At 45.8% G+C, this 14,861-nt stretch carries 10 protein-coding genes; 7 read left to right on the plus strand and 3 right to left on the minus strand.

All coding sequences use genetic code 11. The features are described 5' to 3' along the window. The first annotated feature begins 547 nt into the window (after positions 1-547). Positions 548-1,534: a DUF3187 family protein gene (locus L5M11_RS07080; RefSeq protein WP_263191729.1), complete on the plus strand. Its 987-nt coding sequence runs from the start codon at positions 548-550 to the stop codon at positions 1,532-1,534. A 287-nt stretch (positions 1,535-1,821) separates the two neighbouring features. Here L5M11_RS07080 and L5M11_RS07085 read toward each other — a convergent pair whose 3' ends face one another. Beyond that, positions 1,822-2,418: an FxsA family protein gene (locus tag L5M11_RS07085; protein WP_105251362.1), complete on the minus strand. Its 597-nt coding sequence runs from the start codon at positions 2,416-2,418 to the stop codon at positions 1,822-1,824. Positions 2,419-2,643: 225 nt separating this feature from the next. Between L5M11_RS07085 and cutA the strand changes: the two genes are divergently transcribed. The 5 genes from cutA to L5M11_RS07110 all read left to right on the plus strand — a co-directional run bounded on the left by cutA (position 2,644) and on the right by L5M11_RS07110 (position 9,302). After that, the gene (gene cutA / locus L5M11_RS07090) at positions 2,644-2,967 is read left to right on the plus strand and encodes a divalent-cation tolerance protein CutA (RefSeq protein ID WP_113940010.1); all 324 of its coding nucleotides are present in this window, start codon (positions 2,644-2,646) and stop codon (positions 2,965-2,967) included. Beyond that, the gene (locus L5M11_RS07095; RefSeq protein WP_263191731.1) at positions 2,964-4,799 is read left to right on the plus strand and encodes a protein-disulfide reductase DsbD; all 1,836 of its coding nucleotides are present in this window, start codon (positions 2,964-2,966) and stop codon (positions 4,797-4,799) included. The genes cutA and L5M11_RS07095 overlap by 4 nt, the downstream gene beginning before the upstream one ends. Before the next feature lie 181 nt (positions 4,800-4,980). After that, positions 4,981-6,636, plus strand: coding sequence for a cation:proton antiporter family protein (locus L5M11_RS07100; RefSeq protein WP_263186714.1), 1,656 nt, complete (start codon positions 4,981-4,983; stop codon positions 6,634-6,636). 295 nt (positions 6,637-6,931) lie between these two features. Continuing rightward, the gene (galK, locus tag L5M11_RS07105) at positions 6,932-8,077 is read left to right on the plus strand and encodes a galactokinase (RefSeq protein ID WP_028761840.1); all 1,146 of its coding nucleotides are present in this window, start codon (positions 6,932-6,934) and stop codon (positions 8,075-8,077) included. 190 nt (positions 8,078-8,267) lie between these two features. Then, positions 8,268-9,302, plus strand: a complete 1,035-nt coding sequence (locus L5M11_RS07110) for an aldose epimerase family protein (RefSeq protein WP_263191733.1) — start codon at positions 8,268-8,270, stop codon at positions 9,300-9,302. 133 nt (positions 9,303-9,435) lie between these two features. On the opposite strand, the gene L5M11_RS07115 is transcribed toward L5M11_RS07110, so the two are convergent. Together L5M11_RS07115 and L5M11_RS07120 are read right to left on the minus strand one after the other, a co-directional pair. Beyond that, the gene (locus L5M11_RS07115; RefSeq protein WP_263181798.1) at positions 9,436-9,840 is read right to left on the minus strand and encodes a hypothetical protein; all 405 of its coding nucleotides are present in this window, start codon (positions 9,838-9,840) and stop codon (positions 9,436-9,438) included. Between the two features lie 490 nt (positions 9,841-10,330). Then, complete coding sequence (locus tag L5M11_RS07120) at positions 10,331-11,332, minus strand: NAD(P)H-quinone oxidoreductase (protein ID WP_263191734.1); 1,002 nt, start codon at positions 11,330-11,332, stop codon at positions 10,331-10,333. A gap of 409 nt (positions 11,333-11,741) precedes the next feature. Between L5M11_RS07120 and L5M11_RS07125 the strand changes: the two genes are divergently transcribed. Further along, positions 11,742-14,858, plus strand: coding sequence for a M9 family metallopeptidase (locus L5M11_RS07125; protein WP_263191735.1), 3,117 nt, complete (start codon positions 11,742-11,744; stop codon positions 14,856-14,858). Positions 14,859-14,861 lie beyond the last annotated feature (3 nt).

Genomic DNA, 14,861 nt, shown 5'->3' on the forward strand with positions numbered 1-14,861 from the left:
TTGGTCTTTAATTACGATAACTAATATGACTGATAAATAAATATATTAATTAAAAAACATGAACTATCAGTTCCATATTTTCACCGCTAATACGGGACAATTACCTGTTACACACATTTACACGAGTAAATAGCAGCGGTATATTTAGTGCTGATTATTCATTTACAATGCCATCTGAAATACCACTACCTATAACTAACAACATAAACAATGTTATTGCTTTGTTAGCATAATAATTTATGTTTGAGAAACATCATGAAATTACGCTTTGATAGCGTCCAGACAATGAGTAAACAGACAATATTACTCGCAGTTATTAGCACTTTACTAATACTCACTACAATCCCGTTTATCTGTAGGTCATTCTGGCTCGCACTTGTATTATTATGGTATGTTTTTTGTAGCTTTTAATTCTAAAGTCAATTAGAAAGCTGTCGAATCAAAAACTTTATTGCTTCAAATAGAAAATTTTCAGTCATTTATACATAACATCAGCCTTACTACAAAACATTGCTTTTAATAGAGATTAGCTAAAAAAGAGTTTTCGATGAAATATGCAAAGAAAATTTTATTTGTGACTATTAGAGCACATCTAATTTATACGGTAATATTTTTACCGAGTACTTTCGCAGAAAATATCAATTATAGTCATTATGGGCCACTTCGTGTGCATGCCCAATCACCTACACATGCGGGTAGCTTAACGCCTCTACTTCGTTCAGGATTTGCACTGCCTGAAGGGAAAAAAGAGATATACGGATCTGCAACAGTAGCAAGTGTATGGGCTGAAACTGACGATTACTATGCTGACTATTATCATAATTCTCTTAATGGTGGAATAAAGTGGCAACTCACTGAAAAATTGATGTTTGATACTAATTATAAGTGGAGTTTTAGTGGGGATAACCATCTTGACTCAGTCACTATCTGGTTTCATGATGCATTTGGTGTGGGTCAAAATGGCCGCGACAATACAATCAAAGACAAAAACCAAATATTTTCAAAGAATGGTATAAATCAACCTGATCTTTCTGGCGATACGCTAACGAATGCCCTAAATTTCTATTTAGAATATCAATTGCTTAGTGAGGATAATTATGGTCTATCAATTGGTGGCAGCTTATATTACAACCATGTTAATTCTGGCCCATTTGTAGATAACCGTTTTGAACAAGCATTACAGCTGAATTATAGCTATACATCTGGAATGCATCATTTTTACTCCACAACAGGTATAAGCTTTAGACGAAATGATGAAAGTCTATCTGGAATAGACTATAAAGACCATGCTGTAATGTTATCTTTAGGTTATGAGTATTTAATGGGACGCCATGGTTGGCTTATTGAATTACATCACTATGAAGGTTTACTCAAAACAGATAATGACTTTTCAAAACCTTCTCACGAAGTATTTCTAGGCTATAGGTATTATCTGAATAACAGTGCAATTGAATTCACTATCGTCGAAAACCTACTCAACATGGACAACAGCACTGATATTGCTTTTTCTCTTGGGTACAGAGTCATGATTTAATAACACTTTACTTTATCGCATGAATGCGATCAAAAAACTTTTCTCTAATATCATGTTAACCCTTATGCTGAGTGAGCGGGTTATTAAGATTGGAGTTTTTTAAGAGTAAAATGGCTATTACCGGGGAGGTGAACCAGCGGCACAGGTCAGATTGATTCAGTGGGCCACTGGTATCTAAGGGATATTAGGGAGCAAACTCAAGCGAATAAACACGATAATCAAATGAGTTAATCCAATAACAAACTAACGCAACAAGCGACTAAGACAATACGAGACTCATACTAAGACTAAGGCTTAGGGTCTTTGTCCTGTTCTTTGTCCTGCGCTTTATCAGAGAGTTGATGGCTAGCGGGTTTGATATCACTTGGATCGACTTTATGTTCAAAGTCTCCCTCAAACACATTACCGTCCTTTTTCACACTATCATCAAATGGCGCTTGGCCAAATGGGTCCTGTGGCTTAGGCCCAAAGGGGCCTTGGCCCGCTTGAAAGCCACCGTGCATTGTGCCCTGTAAACCGGCAACAACCCGTAACTGCATGCGTTTGAACAACAAGGCAGCAATGGGACGACGGGTTAATGGCGTCAAGAATAATAGGCCAATGGCATCGGTCACAAAACCGGGGATCACGAGCAAGATGCCCGCCATAGCTAACATCATACCTTCAACGATTTCTTGCCCCGGTGCTTCACCGCGGGCGAGTTTTTGTTGTACTTGCATTAAGGTGTTTAAGCCTTGGCTGCGAACCAAAGAGACCCCGAGCACGGCGGTAAACAGCACTAAACCTATGGTAGTCCAAGTACCAAGCACTTCACCCACACGGATCAGCACCGACAGCTCTATTACTGGGATCAGCACAAAGAGTAAAAAAATAATGAAAAACATACCGACCTCAGGTTTATCTGACTATCTCTGTAAACTAAATGGGGGTTATCCGGTCTTAATTCAAGTCAGGATAACCATTAGGACGAAGTAAGGGAGCAAAACACTGATATTTAGCTCACCCTTTTGTTAACCCGCTAATGTATGAGACCATTAAAACACGTAAAGTAGCCTAACGAAGTTGGCTTAAGCGAACTTTAAGATTCTTAAGAGACGATACCTAACACCATGCAGCATCAGTATTTAGTGGTTAGCACTACCTGCCCCGATGAAGTACAAGCCAATACTTTGGCTCGAGCTTTAATTGAGTCGCGTATTGCCGCTTGTGTTCAGATTTCCGCCCCGATACGTTCAATTTATGCTTGGGAAGGAAAAATCTGTGAAGAGCAAGAATTTAGCTTACAGATTAAATGTTTACAAAGTCGATATACAGAGTTAGAACAACTTGTGCTTAGGCTTCACCCTTATCAAGTACCCGAAATTATTGCCGTGCCTGTGACCCACGGGCTACCAGCCTACTTAGATTGGATAAAAGACAACACTCAGCCATGAAAAAACTACTCAGCCTTATTTTCACTTCTTTATTGCTTCTTGCGCCCTTAGCTCATAGTGAAGGGGTTTTCGGTAACAAATTCGACTTCATGAAGGGTGAGCCTGAATTGATGCCTGTCGATCAAGCATTTGCCTTCGATTCCAAGCAAGAAGGTAATCAGGTCAAACTCAATTGGGTGATTGCCGACGGTTACTATATGTACCGCGACAAGCTTAAATTTAGCGTCAATGGTGCCGAGTTAGGCACGGTCGCTCTACCAAAGGGAAAGCCCCATGAAGATGAGTATTTTGGTAAGCAAGAAGTCTATTATACCTATGTCGATATTCCCGTTGGCTTAAAACAGGCCGATGAAAATGCCACGCTCACAGTGACCTTTATGGGTTGTGCCGAGGGTAAATTGTGTTATCCACCGACCAAGCATGAAGTCGTTTTAAAGGCGATTGCAGCCAACGATGGTTTAATTGCAGGCGCCGAATCAACCACGACGACTGAGCAAACCAGCACTGAGCCAAGCACTGCCGATAAAGCCAATACGCAACCCATTACTCAGCAAGATACCCTGAGCCAAATGCTGTCGAACGACAGCTTAATTTGGACTTTAGTGATTTTCTTTGGTCTAGGTGTCGGTCTGGCATTAACGCCCTGCGTATTCCCTATGTATCCGATTTTGTCGGGTATTATTGTCGGCCAAGGGCAAAAGCTCTCAACCGCAAAAGCCTTTACCCTGTCCATGGCTTACGTCCAAGGCATGGCAATCACTTACTCTATCTTAGGGTTAGTGGTTGCATCGGCGGGACTAAAATACCAAGCGGCATTACAACATCCTGCCGTATTAGTCGTACTCGCGATTTTGTTCTTTGTGCTCAGCTTATCTATGTTTGGCCTATACGATTTGAAACTGCCATCGAGCTGGCAGGAGAAGATGAACTCAGTCTCGAATAATCAAAAAGGCGGCAACTTAGTTGGCGTGTTCTTGATGGGCGTGATTTCTGGCCTTGTCGCATCACCTTGTACTACCGCGCCGCTGTCGGGTGCACTCGTTTATGTGGCGCAAACCGGCGACCTACTCCAAGGTTTCTTAGCCCTGTATGTACTCAGCATGGGTATGGGATTACCACTACTGATTATCGGCACCTCAGGCGGTAAATTATTACCGAGAGCCGGCGCTTGGATGGACATCATCAAGACTATCTTCGGATTCCTGCTGATCGCTGTATCTATCGTGATGCTTGGCCGCATTTGGACAGGCGTAACATCCGATGTGGTTTGGTCACTGTGGGGCGTAAGCTTCACTGGCTACTTGATGCATCAGAACAAACTCAGTGAATTTAACTGGAAACAAACTGTACGTTCAGTGCTATTAACGCTGGCACTACTGGCGAGCTTCTCCTACGGATTCCAAGCTGTGATGGGACACTTTGGTTTTAATAACAATTCCGTAGGCACTGCGGCGACGACCGAAGAAGTCCATGGCTTTAAACGCATTAAATCGATTGAAGATCTTGAGCAAGAAATTGCAGCCGCTACCGCCCAAGGTAAGCCTGTGATGCTCGATCTGTACGCCGATTGGTGTGTTGCCTGTAAAGAGTTCGAAGCCATCACCTTTAAAGATGCCGACGTGTTAGCCCGCATGAATAAAATCGTACTGCTACAAGCGGATGTGACTAAGAGTGACAAGGTCGATGTGGCCTTACTCGAAAAATACAATGTGCTTGGTTTGCCTACGCTGTTGATGTTTAACGAACAAGGTGAGCAAAGGGAAGATTTACGCGTGACTGGTTTTATGGGCCCCAAAGATTTTGCAACCCATTTAGATCATCTCGTGAAATAGTGACGATTTAGGCTTAGACCAGCGGAGTGATTTAGTTCGCGCGTATTTTAACGGCCAAGTGTATTTACCGCAACACCAATAAAAAGCGGACTTTTTTCATTAAAAGTCCGCTTTTTTATCCAAGTGTCATAGATTTCTTATACAATCACTTACAATTTTAGACTTTTTAGATTGGAGCATCATGGAACCAGGCATCCTCATTATTACACTCATCTGCGGCATGCTCGTCAGCCGTATAGGACTCCCTCCGCTCATCGGCTACTTAGTGGCAGGCTTTGTACTGTTCATCTTAGGAATAGATAAAGAAAGTCTGCCATTACTGCAAGAACTCGCCAGCCTAGGCGTCACTTTACTGTTATTCGCCATAGGGTTAAAACTCGATATTCGTAGCCTGTTCAAGGCCGAAGTGTGGGCGGGGTCGAGTGTGCACTTAGTGCTATCAATCGTGATTTTTGTGCCGATTCTAAAACTCTTCGGCTTACTGGGCTTAAGCCAACTCACGAGTCTGAACCTAGAACAACTGACGTTAATTGCCTTCGCGTTAAGCTTCTCCAGCACCGTATTTGCGGTCAAAGTGTTAGAAGATAAAGGAGACGTGCAATCCCTCTACGGCCGGGTCGCTATTGGTATCTTGATTATGCAGGATATCTTCGCCGTACTGTTTTTAACTATTTCTAAAGGCGATGTACCTTCGGTATGGGCCTTTGCATTACTCTTACTGCCACTGGCTAAACCGCTCATCTATAAAGCGTTCGACCGTGTCGGCCACGGTGAACTCTTAGTGCTCTTTGGCCTAGTTATGGCACTCGTGGTTGGCGCTTGGTTATTTGAATCTGTTGGCTTAAAACCCGATCTCGGCGCACTGATTATCGGCATCTTGTTGGCGGGCCACAAAAAATCCTCCGAGCTGGCAAAATCCTTATTCTATTTTAAAGAACTCTTCCTCGTTGCCTTCTTCTTAACCATAGGGCTCAACGGCTTACCTACGGTATCGGATATCGTCCTCGCGGCGCTATTGGTGTTGTTAGTGCCACTTAAAATCCTGCTATTTGTTTACATTCTGACTCGCTTTAAACTGCGTTCACGTACCTCTATGTTGGGCTCATTTAACCTAGGTAACTTCAGTGAATTCGGTTTAATAGTCGCCGCAGTAGCCACCTATAAAGGTTGGTTACCTCCCGAGTGGCTAGTAATCATCGCCATGGCATTGAGCTTTAGTTTTTTACTCGCCGCGCCACTTAACGCCACCGTCGGTAATATCTACCAGCGATTCCAGCAGCGTTTAATCAAGCTCGAAAAACGCCCGTTACACCCAGAAGACAGACCCATCGCCATTGGCAATCCACGCTTTTTAATCTTAGGCATGGGCCGTATTGGTAGCGGTGCCTATGATGAACTCAGGGAACAATTTGATGGGGAAATTCTCGGTATTGAACACAAGCAAGACTTAGTCGACTTACATAAAACAAAGGGTCGCAATGTAGTGCAAGGTGACGCCTCAGATACCGACTTTTGGGAAAAACTCGACAGAGCACCTAATCTTGAACTGGTACTGCTAGCCATGCCGCACCACGCGGGAAATATGTTTGCAGTTGAGCAACTCAAAAAACTGAATTATCAAGGCAAAATCAGTGCAATTGTGCAGTACAGTGATGATGCCGCGGCGCTTCGAGAATCGGGTGTACACAGTGTGTACAACCTGTACGAAGCCGCTGGTGCCGGTTTTGTGGATCATGTTATTTACGAGCTATTGCAAGACTCAGAGAAAAACGCCGCTCAAGCGGAAGATACTGTACAAGTGCCTGATCCTAAACTTAATGTGGAGCCACATAGTTAAGTGCCTGCTAATGCTGCATTAAATTAAAATCACGCCATAACAGGTCGCACAAACGAGCAGTAACATCCTCTGCTAGTTTGTGCGGCATCCAACTAAATGCTGACTAATCGTTACAAATCAATTAACTAGATAAAACACTCAATACGCTATTTTTCCTCCTCATCCCAGTATCGATTTACTCATTGCAGCCTATCGCCATTTCAGCAAAAAATCTCAGTTACATCACTGACTCAGTCGTGATATAAATCGATGACGGTAACGAAATTAGCTCAGCTTTTTTGGAATTTTTTACAGCATGTCAAACCCTGCGCAGCGCGCCACTAAGTTATTTGTCCAAACCTTTGGCACTAAAGCCGACGATTTATATCAAGCCCCAGGGCGCGTCAATCTGATCGGTGAATACACGGATTACAACGACGGTTTTGTACTCCCCGCAGCCATTAATTTTCATACAGTGATTGCGGTAAAACGCCGTGACGACACTAAGTTTCGAGCCGTCGCCGATGCGTTTCCCGGACAAATTAAAGAGTGGGTTTTCGGCCAAGAAAACGACATGGACCCGCAAGATGGCTGGGTGAATTACCTCAAAGGTTTTACTGCGGCTATGGCGCAAACTGGCTTATTAGCCAAGGGCTTAGACTTAGCCATTGTGGGCGATGTGCCACTTGCCGCAGGTCTTTCATCTTCGGGCGCACTCGTTGTCGCCTTCGGTACAGCCATTAGTGATACCAGCCAACTGCATTTATCCCCAATGGCAGTGGCGCAACTCGCACAGCGCGGCGAGCACAGGTATGTTGAGTCGGCCTGTGGCATCATGGATCAAATGTGCAGCGCCATGGGTGAGCAAGACCATGCACTCCTGATTGACTGCTTAGATCTCGATAGCGAAGCCATTCCCATTCCAGAAAACCTAAGCCTTATCATCATAGATGCCCATATCGAGAAACAACGCTTAGCCGCGACCAATGAACAACGTCGCACTGAGTGTGCACAAGCGGCAGAGTACTTTGGCTTAGATGCACTGCGTCACCTCGATTTACGCCAACTAGAGAGCGCAAAGGCCGATTTAGATGAAGTGCTATACCGCCGAGCGAAACACGTCGTCACTGAGAACCAAAGAACTCAAAATGCTGCTCGCGCCCTAGAGCAAAATAACATCCAAAAATTCAGTCGTTTAATGGCTGAATCCCATGCTTCACTGCGTGATGATTTTGAAGTCACACTGCCCGAATTTGATACTTTAGTTGAAATTGTCAGCCAAGTGATCGGCGAACGTGGTGGCATCCGCATGACCGACGGCTGCGTGGTCGCCTTGGTCGACCATGAACTGACGGACGCTGTTGTTGCCGCCGTTGAACATGAATTCTTCGAAAAAACCGCCATCGATGCCACAGTGTATTTATGTTCCGCCAGCGCTGGCGCGGGGCGCATAGATAACTAGCCAGAACAGGCAATTTGCTAGAACAAGCACTTAGCCGCATTTAAATCAAAGACAACCGAATAGAGTGACTACGCCGTCGATAACATACGAATTCATCACTGAACTTTATGCTGTTGATGGCAAATAATAGGGTTAACATACTCATTTAACACAATAAGCAGTGAGCATATTCAACACAGAGGGAAGCTAAATGGTACGTTTCAGTGTTTTGGATCCTTGGACAGATCCCCGCGGCGGTGAAATCGAACGGGTTCGGATCGACAATGGCATACTCGCATTAGAAGTCATCAGCTTAGGCGGTATTATCCGCGCTCTGTGGACCCCTGATAAACACGGCGAACGTGCCAATATCGTTTTAGGTTGTGATAGCGCCGAAGATTACTTGACCCAATCGGCTCATTTAGGTGCCATTGCAGGCCGCTTTGCAAATCGCATCGCTAACGGCAAAATGCACTATCAAGGTCATGATTATCAATTAGATGTAAACCAAGCGACTAACTGTTTACACGGCGGCCGTGAAGGGTTTAATCGTAAAAACTGGCAACTAGGTCAACTCCCCGATGGTGTGCGTTTGACCTTAATGAGCCCAGATGGCGACATGGGTTTCCCCGGTAATTGCACAGTTCAGCTGGATTACCGCCTCGCAGGCAATAATTTGTACGTAGAAATCTTAGCCTCCGTCGATAAAGCCTGTCCCGTAAGCCTCACCCAACACAGTTATTTCAACCTCGATGGCACAGAGACCAATCATAAGCATCTGATGCAAATCGATGCCAAGCGCTATCTGACCATGAACGATGTCAGTGTTCCCACTGGGATTGCCGATACAACTGGGTCGATTTTCGATTTAAGTCAACCAATACGCTTAGGTGATAAGCTGCATGCCGCTGAACTCGCAAGCACTCGCGGTTATGATCACTGTTATATGATGAATAATCCCGATGGCTCACTCGCCCGTTTTGGCTGTTTAAGCAGTCCCATCAGCAGTCGCGCTATGACGGTTTATACTAATCAACCGAGTGTGCAGCTGTACTGTGCTAATTTTTTAAATGGCACTGTAGGTCGCAATCAACAGGTATTAAATCAACATCATGCTGTGTGTTTAGAGCCGCAAATGCTGCCAGACTCACCGAACCAAGGCGAGCGCTTTGGTGATAACGTTTGGTTAATGCCAGGCAAGGTTTATCACCACATCAGTCGTTATCAGTTCGATGCCGATGCGTAGCCATTCGCAATAAAAATTGAGAAAACGAGGAAAGCGCGGTTTAGCAGAAGGGAATAAATAAAGCGATAAGGAATAAAATAAACACTACTTTATTCCTTACACTCACAGTGTTAGCCCTTAGGCCGACACTGTGTTAATCATCAAAATCATCGCCCCAATCATCGTCAAAATCCACGCCAACGGCATCAGATTCGACTTCTGGTTCAACTTCAGGCTTCGCCTTACGTACAGGCGCACTTTCCTTCACGTTGTTCAAGTCAATGCGAGCTTGATGTTTACTCATAAATTGAGATCTTGCCGCCTTCCATGCACCACCAAACTTAGCCTCAGCAGCTTTTAACGCAGCCTCATCTAAGTCGTATAGGTTCACTTTGACTATATCTTCCACATACTCAATGATCGCATCGCGATCGGTATTGTATAGGTAGATACGTCCTGGGGAGGCATCGGGCAGCTGGTTGTCATGGACGACAATCGCGTTGCCTTTCGATGTTCTCAGCTCACCATACCAAACCTGTTTCTTTGCTGTGTTATACATATATGCTAATACCCTTAAATCAACACATACACCATGAGTTTTTTAGCCTGAATAAGCGAAGCATCGCTTGCTTTGATCCACGAATAGCGCCTGAAAGTCTCTGACGTTTTCAACTGGGTATTTTTACAGAATATTTCCGATAATCAATGCCTCATACCATGAAATTTTCACTAATTACGAATTAATTTCTGCCAAAGTACCCAAAAAGTTTAATCATTAACGACTTTAGTCTAAAAAATCGACGCGGCAAGTTTTATTCCCAAGAAAAAGCAATCATATCTATGGTGTTTGATGAGTCATCAACGTTAACAATTCGAGGTTGCTGTAAAGTTAACCATCAAGGTTATCCATGAAGATTTAATTACAGCGCTACAAACTCATATTTACCGAACAATGACTAAGCCACTATGATGTCAGAATGTCTTCTAGATTGACTCGAATGGCAGCGACTTAAAGCAAATATGTCGCTGCAAAACCAAGTATGCCTAGCTCAAATGACAGTCAGTATTACTTTGCCCCTGTGCTCACCCGACTCCATCAAAGCATGGGCTTTAGCGGCCTGTGCTAATGGAAAGGTTGCAAAAATATTGGGGACAATTTTAGGGGCGTTTAACAACGGCCAAACTTTCTCCAATAACTCAGCGGCAATGGCGGCTTTGGCCTCCACGCTCTGCGGTCTTAGGGTCGACCCTGTCCACATGATACGTTTTGCCATCAGGCGGAAAATCTCAACCTCGGCCTTAGGCCCCCGTTGCATAGCTACCGACACCATACGCCCGTCCATCGCTAAGGCTTGTAAGTCAAGATTGATAAAATCACCACCCGCGATATCAAATACCACGTTTACGCCCTTATCTTGAGTGAGTGCCATCACAGGTTCAACAAAGTTTTGAGTACGATAGTTGATGACTTCAGCGGCGCCAAGGCTCAAGCAATAATCGCGTTTCTCATCCTGTCCCGTCGTCGCTATCACTTTTGAACCCAGCGCACTGGCCAACTGAATAGCCGTACTACCAATGCCACCTGAGCCACCGTGGATCAGTACCGTCTCGCCCGCTTTGAGTCCCGCACGCATAAACAGGTTACCCCATACGGTGAAGAAGGTTTCTGGCAGCGCAGCCGCCTGCACATAACTAAAGCCCGTCGGGATCGGCAAACAATGGGCCGCATAGGTCAGTGCATACTCGCCATAACCACCGCCCGGCACTAAGGCGCATACCTTATCGCCAACTTGCCATTGGCTCACGCCGTCACCGAGGGCACAAATATCTCCAGCAACCTCAAGACCAATAATCGGTGATGCACCCGGTGGCGGTGGATACGCGCCCACCCTTTGTTTAACATCGGGGCCATTCACTCCTGCTGCATGTACGCGGATCAACACTTGCCCCGCCGCAGGGACAGGCAAAGGCGAGCGCGATAGCCGCATCACCTCGGGCGCCCCAGGTTGCTCAACATGAATATGGGTGTACTCGCTTGGTAAAGCTGACATAAAAGCTCCTGTGAGAATGGCGCCAACCTAATAGCAGATTGCTATGCTTAAACGGTTCATTTGCTAAACCTTAATGCGGCTAAGCTAGCGCAATTTCAAGCCAAATAGCCACAGTTATTCCATTCTATATTCCATCACACTCAATCAAGCGGCTGACGTTAACCATTTGAACTGAAAGCTGAACCTAAGCTGAACAGAAAAGATGTATCAAAAAAATATTATGACAAATACTAGATATATTAAAAACTTACAGCCATTATTCTGAGGCATTATTTGCTGGCTGCGATGTTTGTCGCGCTATTGTTATCACGCAAATAATCCAATGAGGTTTGATGCAAGTCTGTGTTAAATGCATCAAATAACGCCCAAGGAAGATCTGCTTTGCAGACTAGATAACTACGGATTCACAATGAAAAACACACTACTCTTCGCAGCAATTAGCTTAGCGATTGCAACTCCCGTTCTTGCCCATAACACTCATGCAAGCCCCCCATTAGGCAACAACACACCAAACAGTTCACCAGCTCAACCCGTCCCGCCACCGCCCTCTGCACCGATTAGCTTAATTGAATCACATAGACCGCTACTGCGGGAGACGCCATTGATGGCATCCCCCAATGATCCGACGATGACAGAGCAGCCTAAGATTCATTCACGCCAAAAACGTCAGATAGAGGTCTCGGAACAACCCCCACTTAAGTTGCAGAATCGTAGCGCCGCGATGCAAGTCAGCGACTGCAGTGACTTTGTTGGGAAATCAGGTCAGGCACTAGTCAATGAACTGAGCCAATCTACGCCCGAATGTGTCGGTAAACTCTATAGCCTCAAAGGCAGTAGCGCGACCGCACTATTTAGCGAGGCCAATGTGATCAGTGTGGCCAACGCCATTGCCACTAAAGCAAAGGACTACACAGGGGTCGATATTCAGCATCTTGAGTCCCATATTTACTTTATTCGTGCCGCCCTTTATGTGCAGTTTTACAGCCCAAATGATGTGCCCGCTTACAGCAATGCTGCTAAGGTCAGCTTAAAATCTGCCCTTAATGCTTTATTTGCGAACGCTGCGATTTGGACTGTCTCCGATGCTAATGCTGGTGTGTTGAAAGAAGCCTTAATCCTGATTGACTCTGCCGAGCTCGGCGCCGATTTTAATCATGTCACCATAAAAGTGCTAACGGACTACGACGCTAACTGGCAAGCCAGTTTCGCCATGAACGCCGCAGCAAACTCAGTGTTTACCACCTTATTCCGCGCCCAATGGAATGATGACATGCAGGCGCTGTTCGCGCGTGATCAAGGGATTTTAGATGCGCTGAATAACTTCCAACTCGAACATCGCAACTTGTTAGGCACCAATGCAGAGTACCTTTTGGTCAACTCAGTTAAAGAGTTATCTAGGCTGTATTACATTGATGCCATGCGTCCACGAGTGACCCAGCTGGTCAAAAACATTCTCAGCAGCACCAGCAAAACCGAACCGAGCAAAGTGCTTTGGTACGCGGCGGCAGAAATGGCCGACTATTACGATCGCAGCCATTGTAACGATTACAATATCTGTGGTTTTAAGGCGCAGTTAGAAGCCGATGCTTTACCTTTTAATTGGAAATGCTCCGACAGCCTCAAGATCCGCGCCCAAGATCTCTATCAAGATCAAGCCAAATGGGCCTGTGATGTGCTGACCAGCCAAGAAAGTTATTTCCACAGTAAACTCGAAACGGGCATGCAACCCGTGGGGCAGGATAACAACGATGACTTAGAGCTAGTGATCTTCGGCAGTTCGTCTGAGTATAAATCCTTAGCCAACAGTATCTTTGGTATCAGTACCGACAATGGTGGCATGTATTTAGAAGGTTCGCCCGCTGGACTCAAAAATCAGGCACGTTTTATCGCCTATGAAGCCGAATGGCGCACGCCAGATTTCCACGTCTGGAACCTGCAACACGAATACGTACACTACCTCGATGGACGCTATAACCTGTTTGGTGACTTTAGTCGTGGCACTTCGGCCAATACCATTTGGTGGATTGAAGGCCTCGCAGAATACATCTCTTACCGTGACGCAAACCCTGCGGCAATTGCCATGGGCGAAACCGGTGAGTATATGTTATCGACCATCTTCAAAAACAACTATGAATCTGGCCAAGACCGCATCTATCGCTGGGGTTATCTAGCGGTGCGTTTCATGTTTGAACACCACAGGGACGATGTGAGACAGATTCTGGCCTACCTACGCAACGATCAATATGCAGAATATCAAGCCTTTATGGATAATATCGGCACACGTTACGATAACGAATGGCAGGGTTGGCTCGCCAGTGGTTTAAGCACGGCTGACGATGGCATAGTCGATAAGGGCCCGAGTGATGTCGACGCTGAGCCCAGTGGCCGCGAAGGCAACTGGACAGGACCAGCGGGCACAATCAGTAAGGATTACTCGCCTTGCCAAGTGACGAACGAAGCCTACCGTTACACTGAATCGGCCAGCCTGAAAATTGATGTGCCGATGGAATGTATCGATTCAAAACTCGGCCGCGCCAGTTTCAGCTTCACCAATACCAATCGCACAGCCCAAGAGCTTTGGATCAAGATTGGCGGTGGTTGGGGAGATGCCGACATTTATTTCGATTCTAGAGGCTGGGCAAGCCCTGAGCAAAACCAAGGGGCTGGTATCGGTAATGGTAATTATCAAGTGATTAAGGTGCAGTTAAACCCTAACGAGTATTGGCACTACATTACCTTATCGGGGGACTTTGGCGGCGTCGATATGCAAGTCAGCACCACTGAGCTATTTGCTGAAATCGACCCCGAACTGGGGGATGGCGGCGTGGATCCTGAGCCACCAGCCAATTGTGGCGCAGTGACCTTAGATTACGGTAAGCTCACCCTAGGCAAAAATGAGTGCATCAGTGGCGGGCGTAACAGCTTCTACTTCTGGGTTGAGGAAGATAATACCCAGTTCACTGTCACCACTAAGGGCGGCTCTGGGGATGCCAATATTTACTTCAATGCCAGTCAGTGGGCCGACGCAGATAATGCCGATGCAAAGAGCGCTCAAGCAGGAAATCAAGAATCGCTTAGCTTCAGCGCCAATCGTGGCTGGCGTTATATCACGATTGATACTGCCACTGAGTTTAGCGGCGTAACACTGACCTTAAGCACAGGCACGAGTAACACACCCGATCCGGTGCTCATTGCCAACGCCTGCGCGACGCAATCACCTTTAAGTTATGGTGAGCTCAGTGCTGGCAAAGCCATTTGCACCGCCGATGGGCGCAACGATTATTACCTTTGGGTACCAGAGGGAACTAATCAGCTAAGCATCAACTCCGCCCACGGCAGTGGTGATGTTAGCCTGTTTTCGGGGACGACTTGGGCGAATGCTCAACACTTCGATGCAGCCTCTGTGACACCCGCCAACACGCGGGAAAGCATCACAGTCAATGCGCCAAACGTGGGGTGGTATTACATCACAGTGCAAAGTGAACCCCAGAGTTCAGGAGTCGCACTGCTGGTTGATTTACGCTAGTTT

It is taken from the genome of Shewanella sp. SM87 (genome assembly GCF_025653705.1).
GTDB classification, from domain to species: domain Bacteria; phylum Pseudomonadota; class Gammaproteobacteria; order Enterobacterales; family Shewanellaceae; genus Shewanella; species Shewanella oncorhynchi.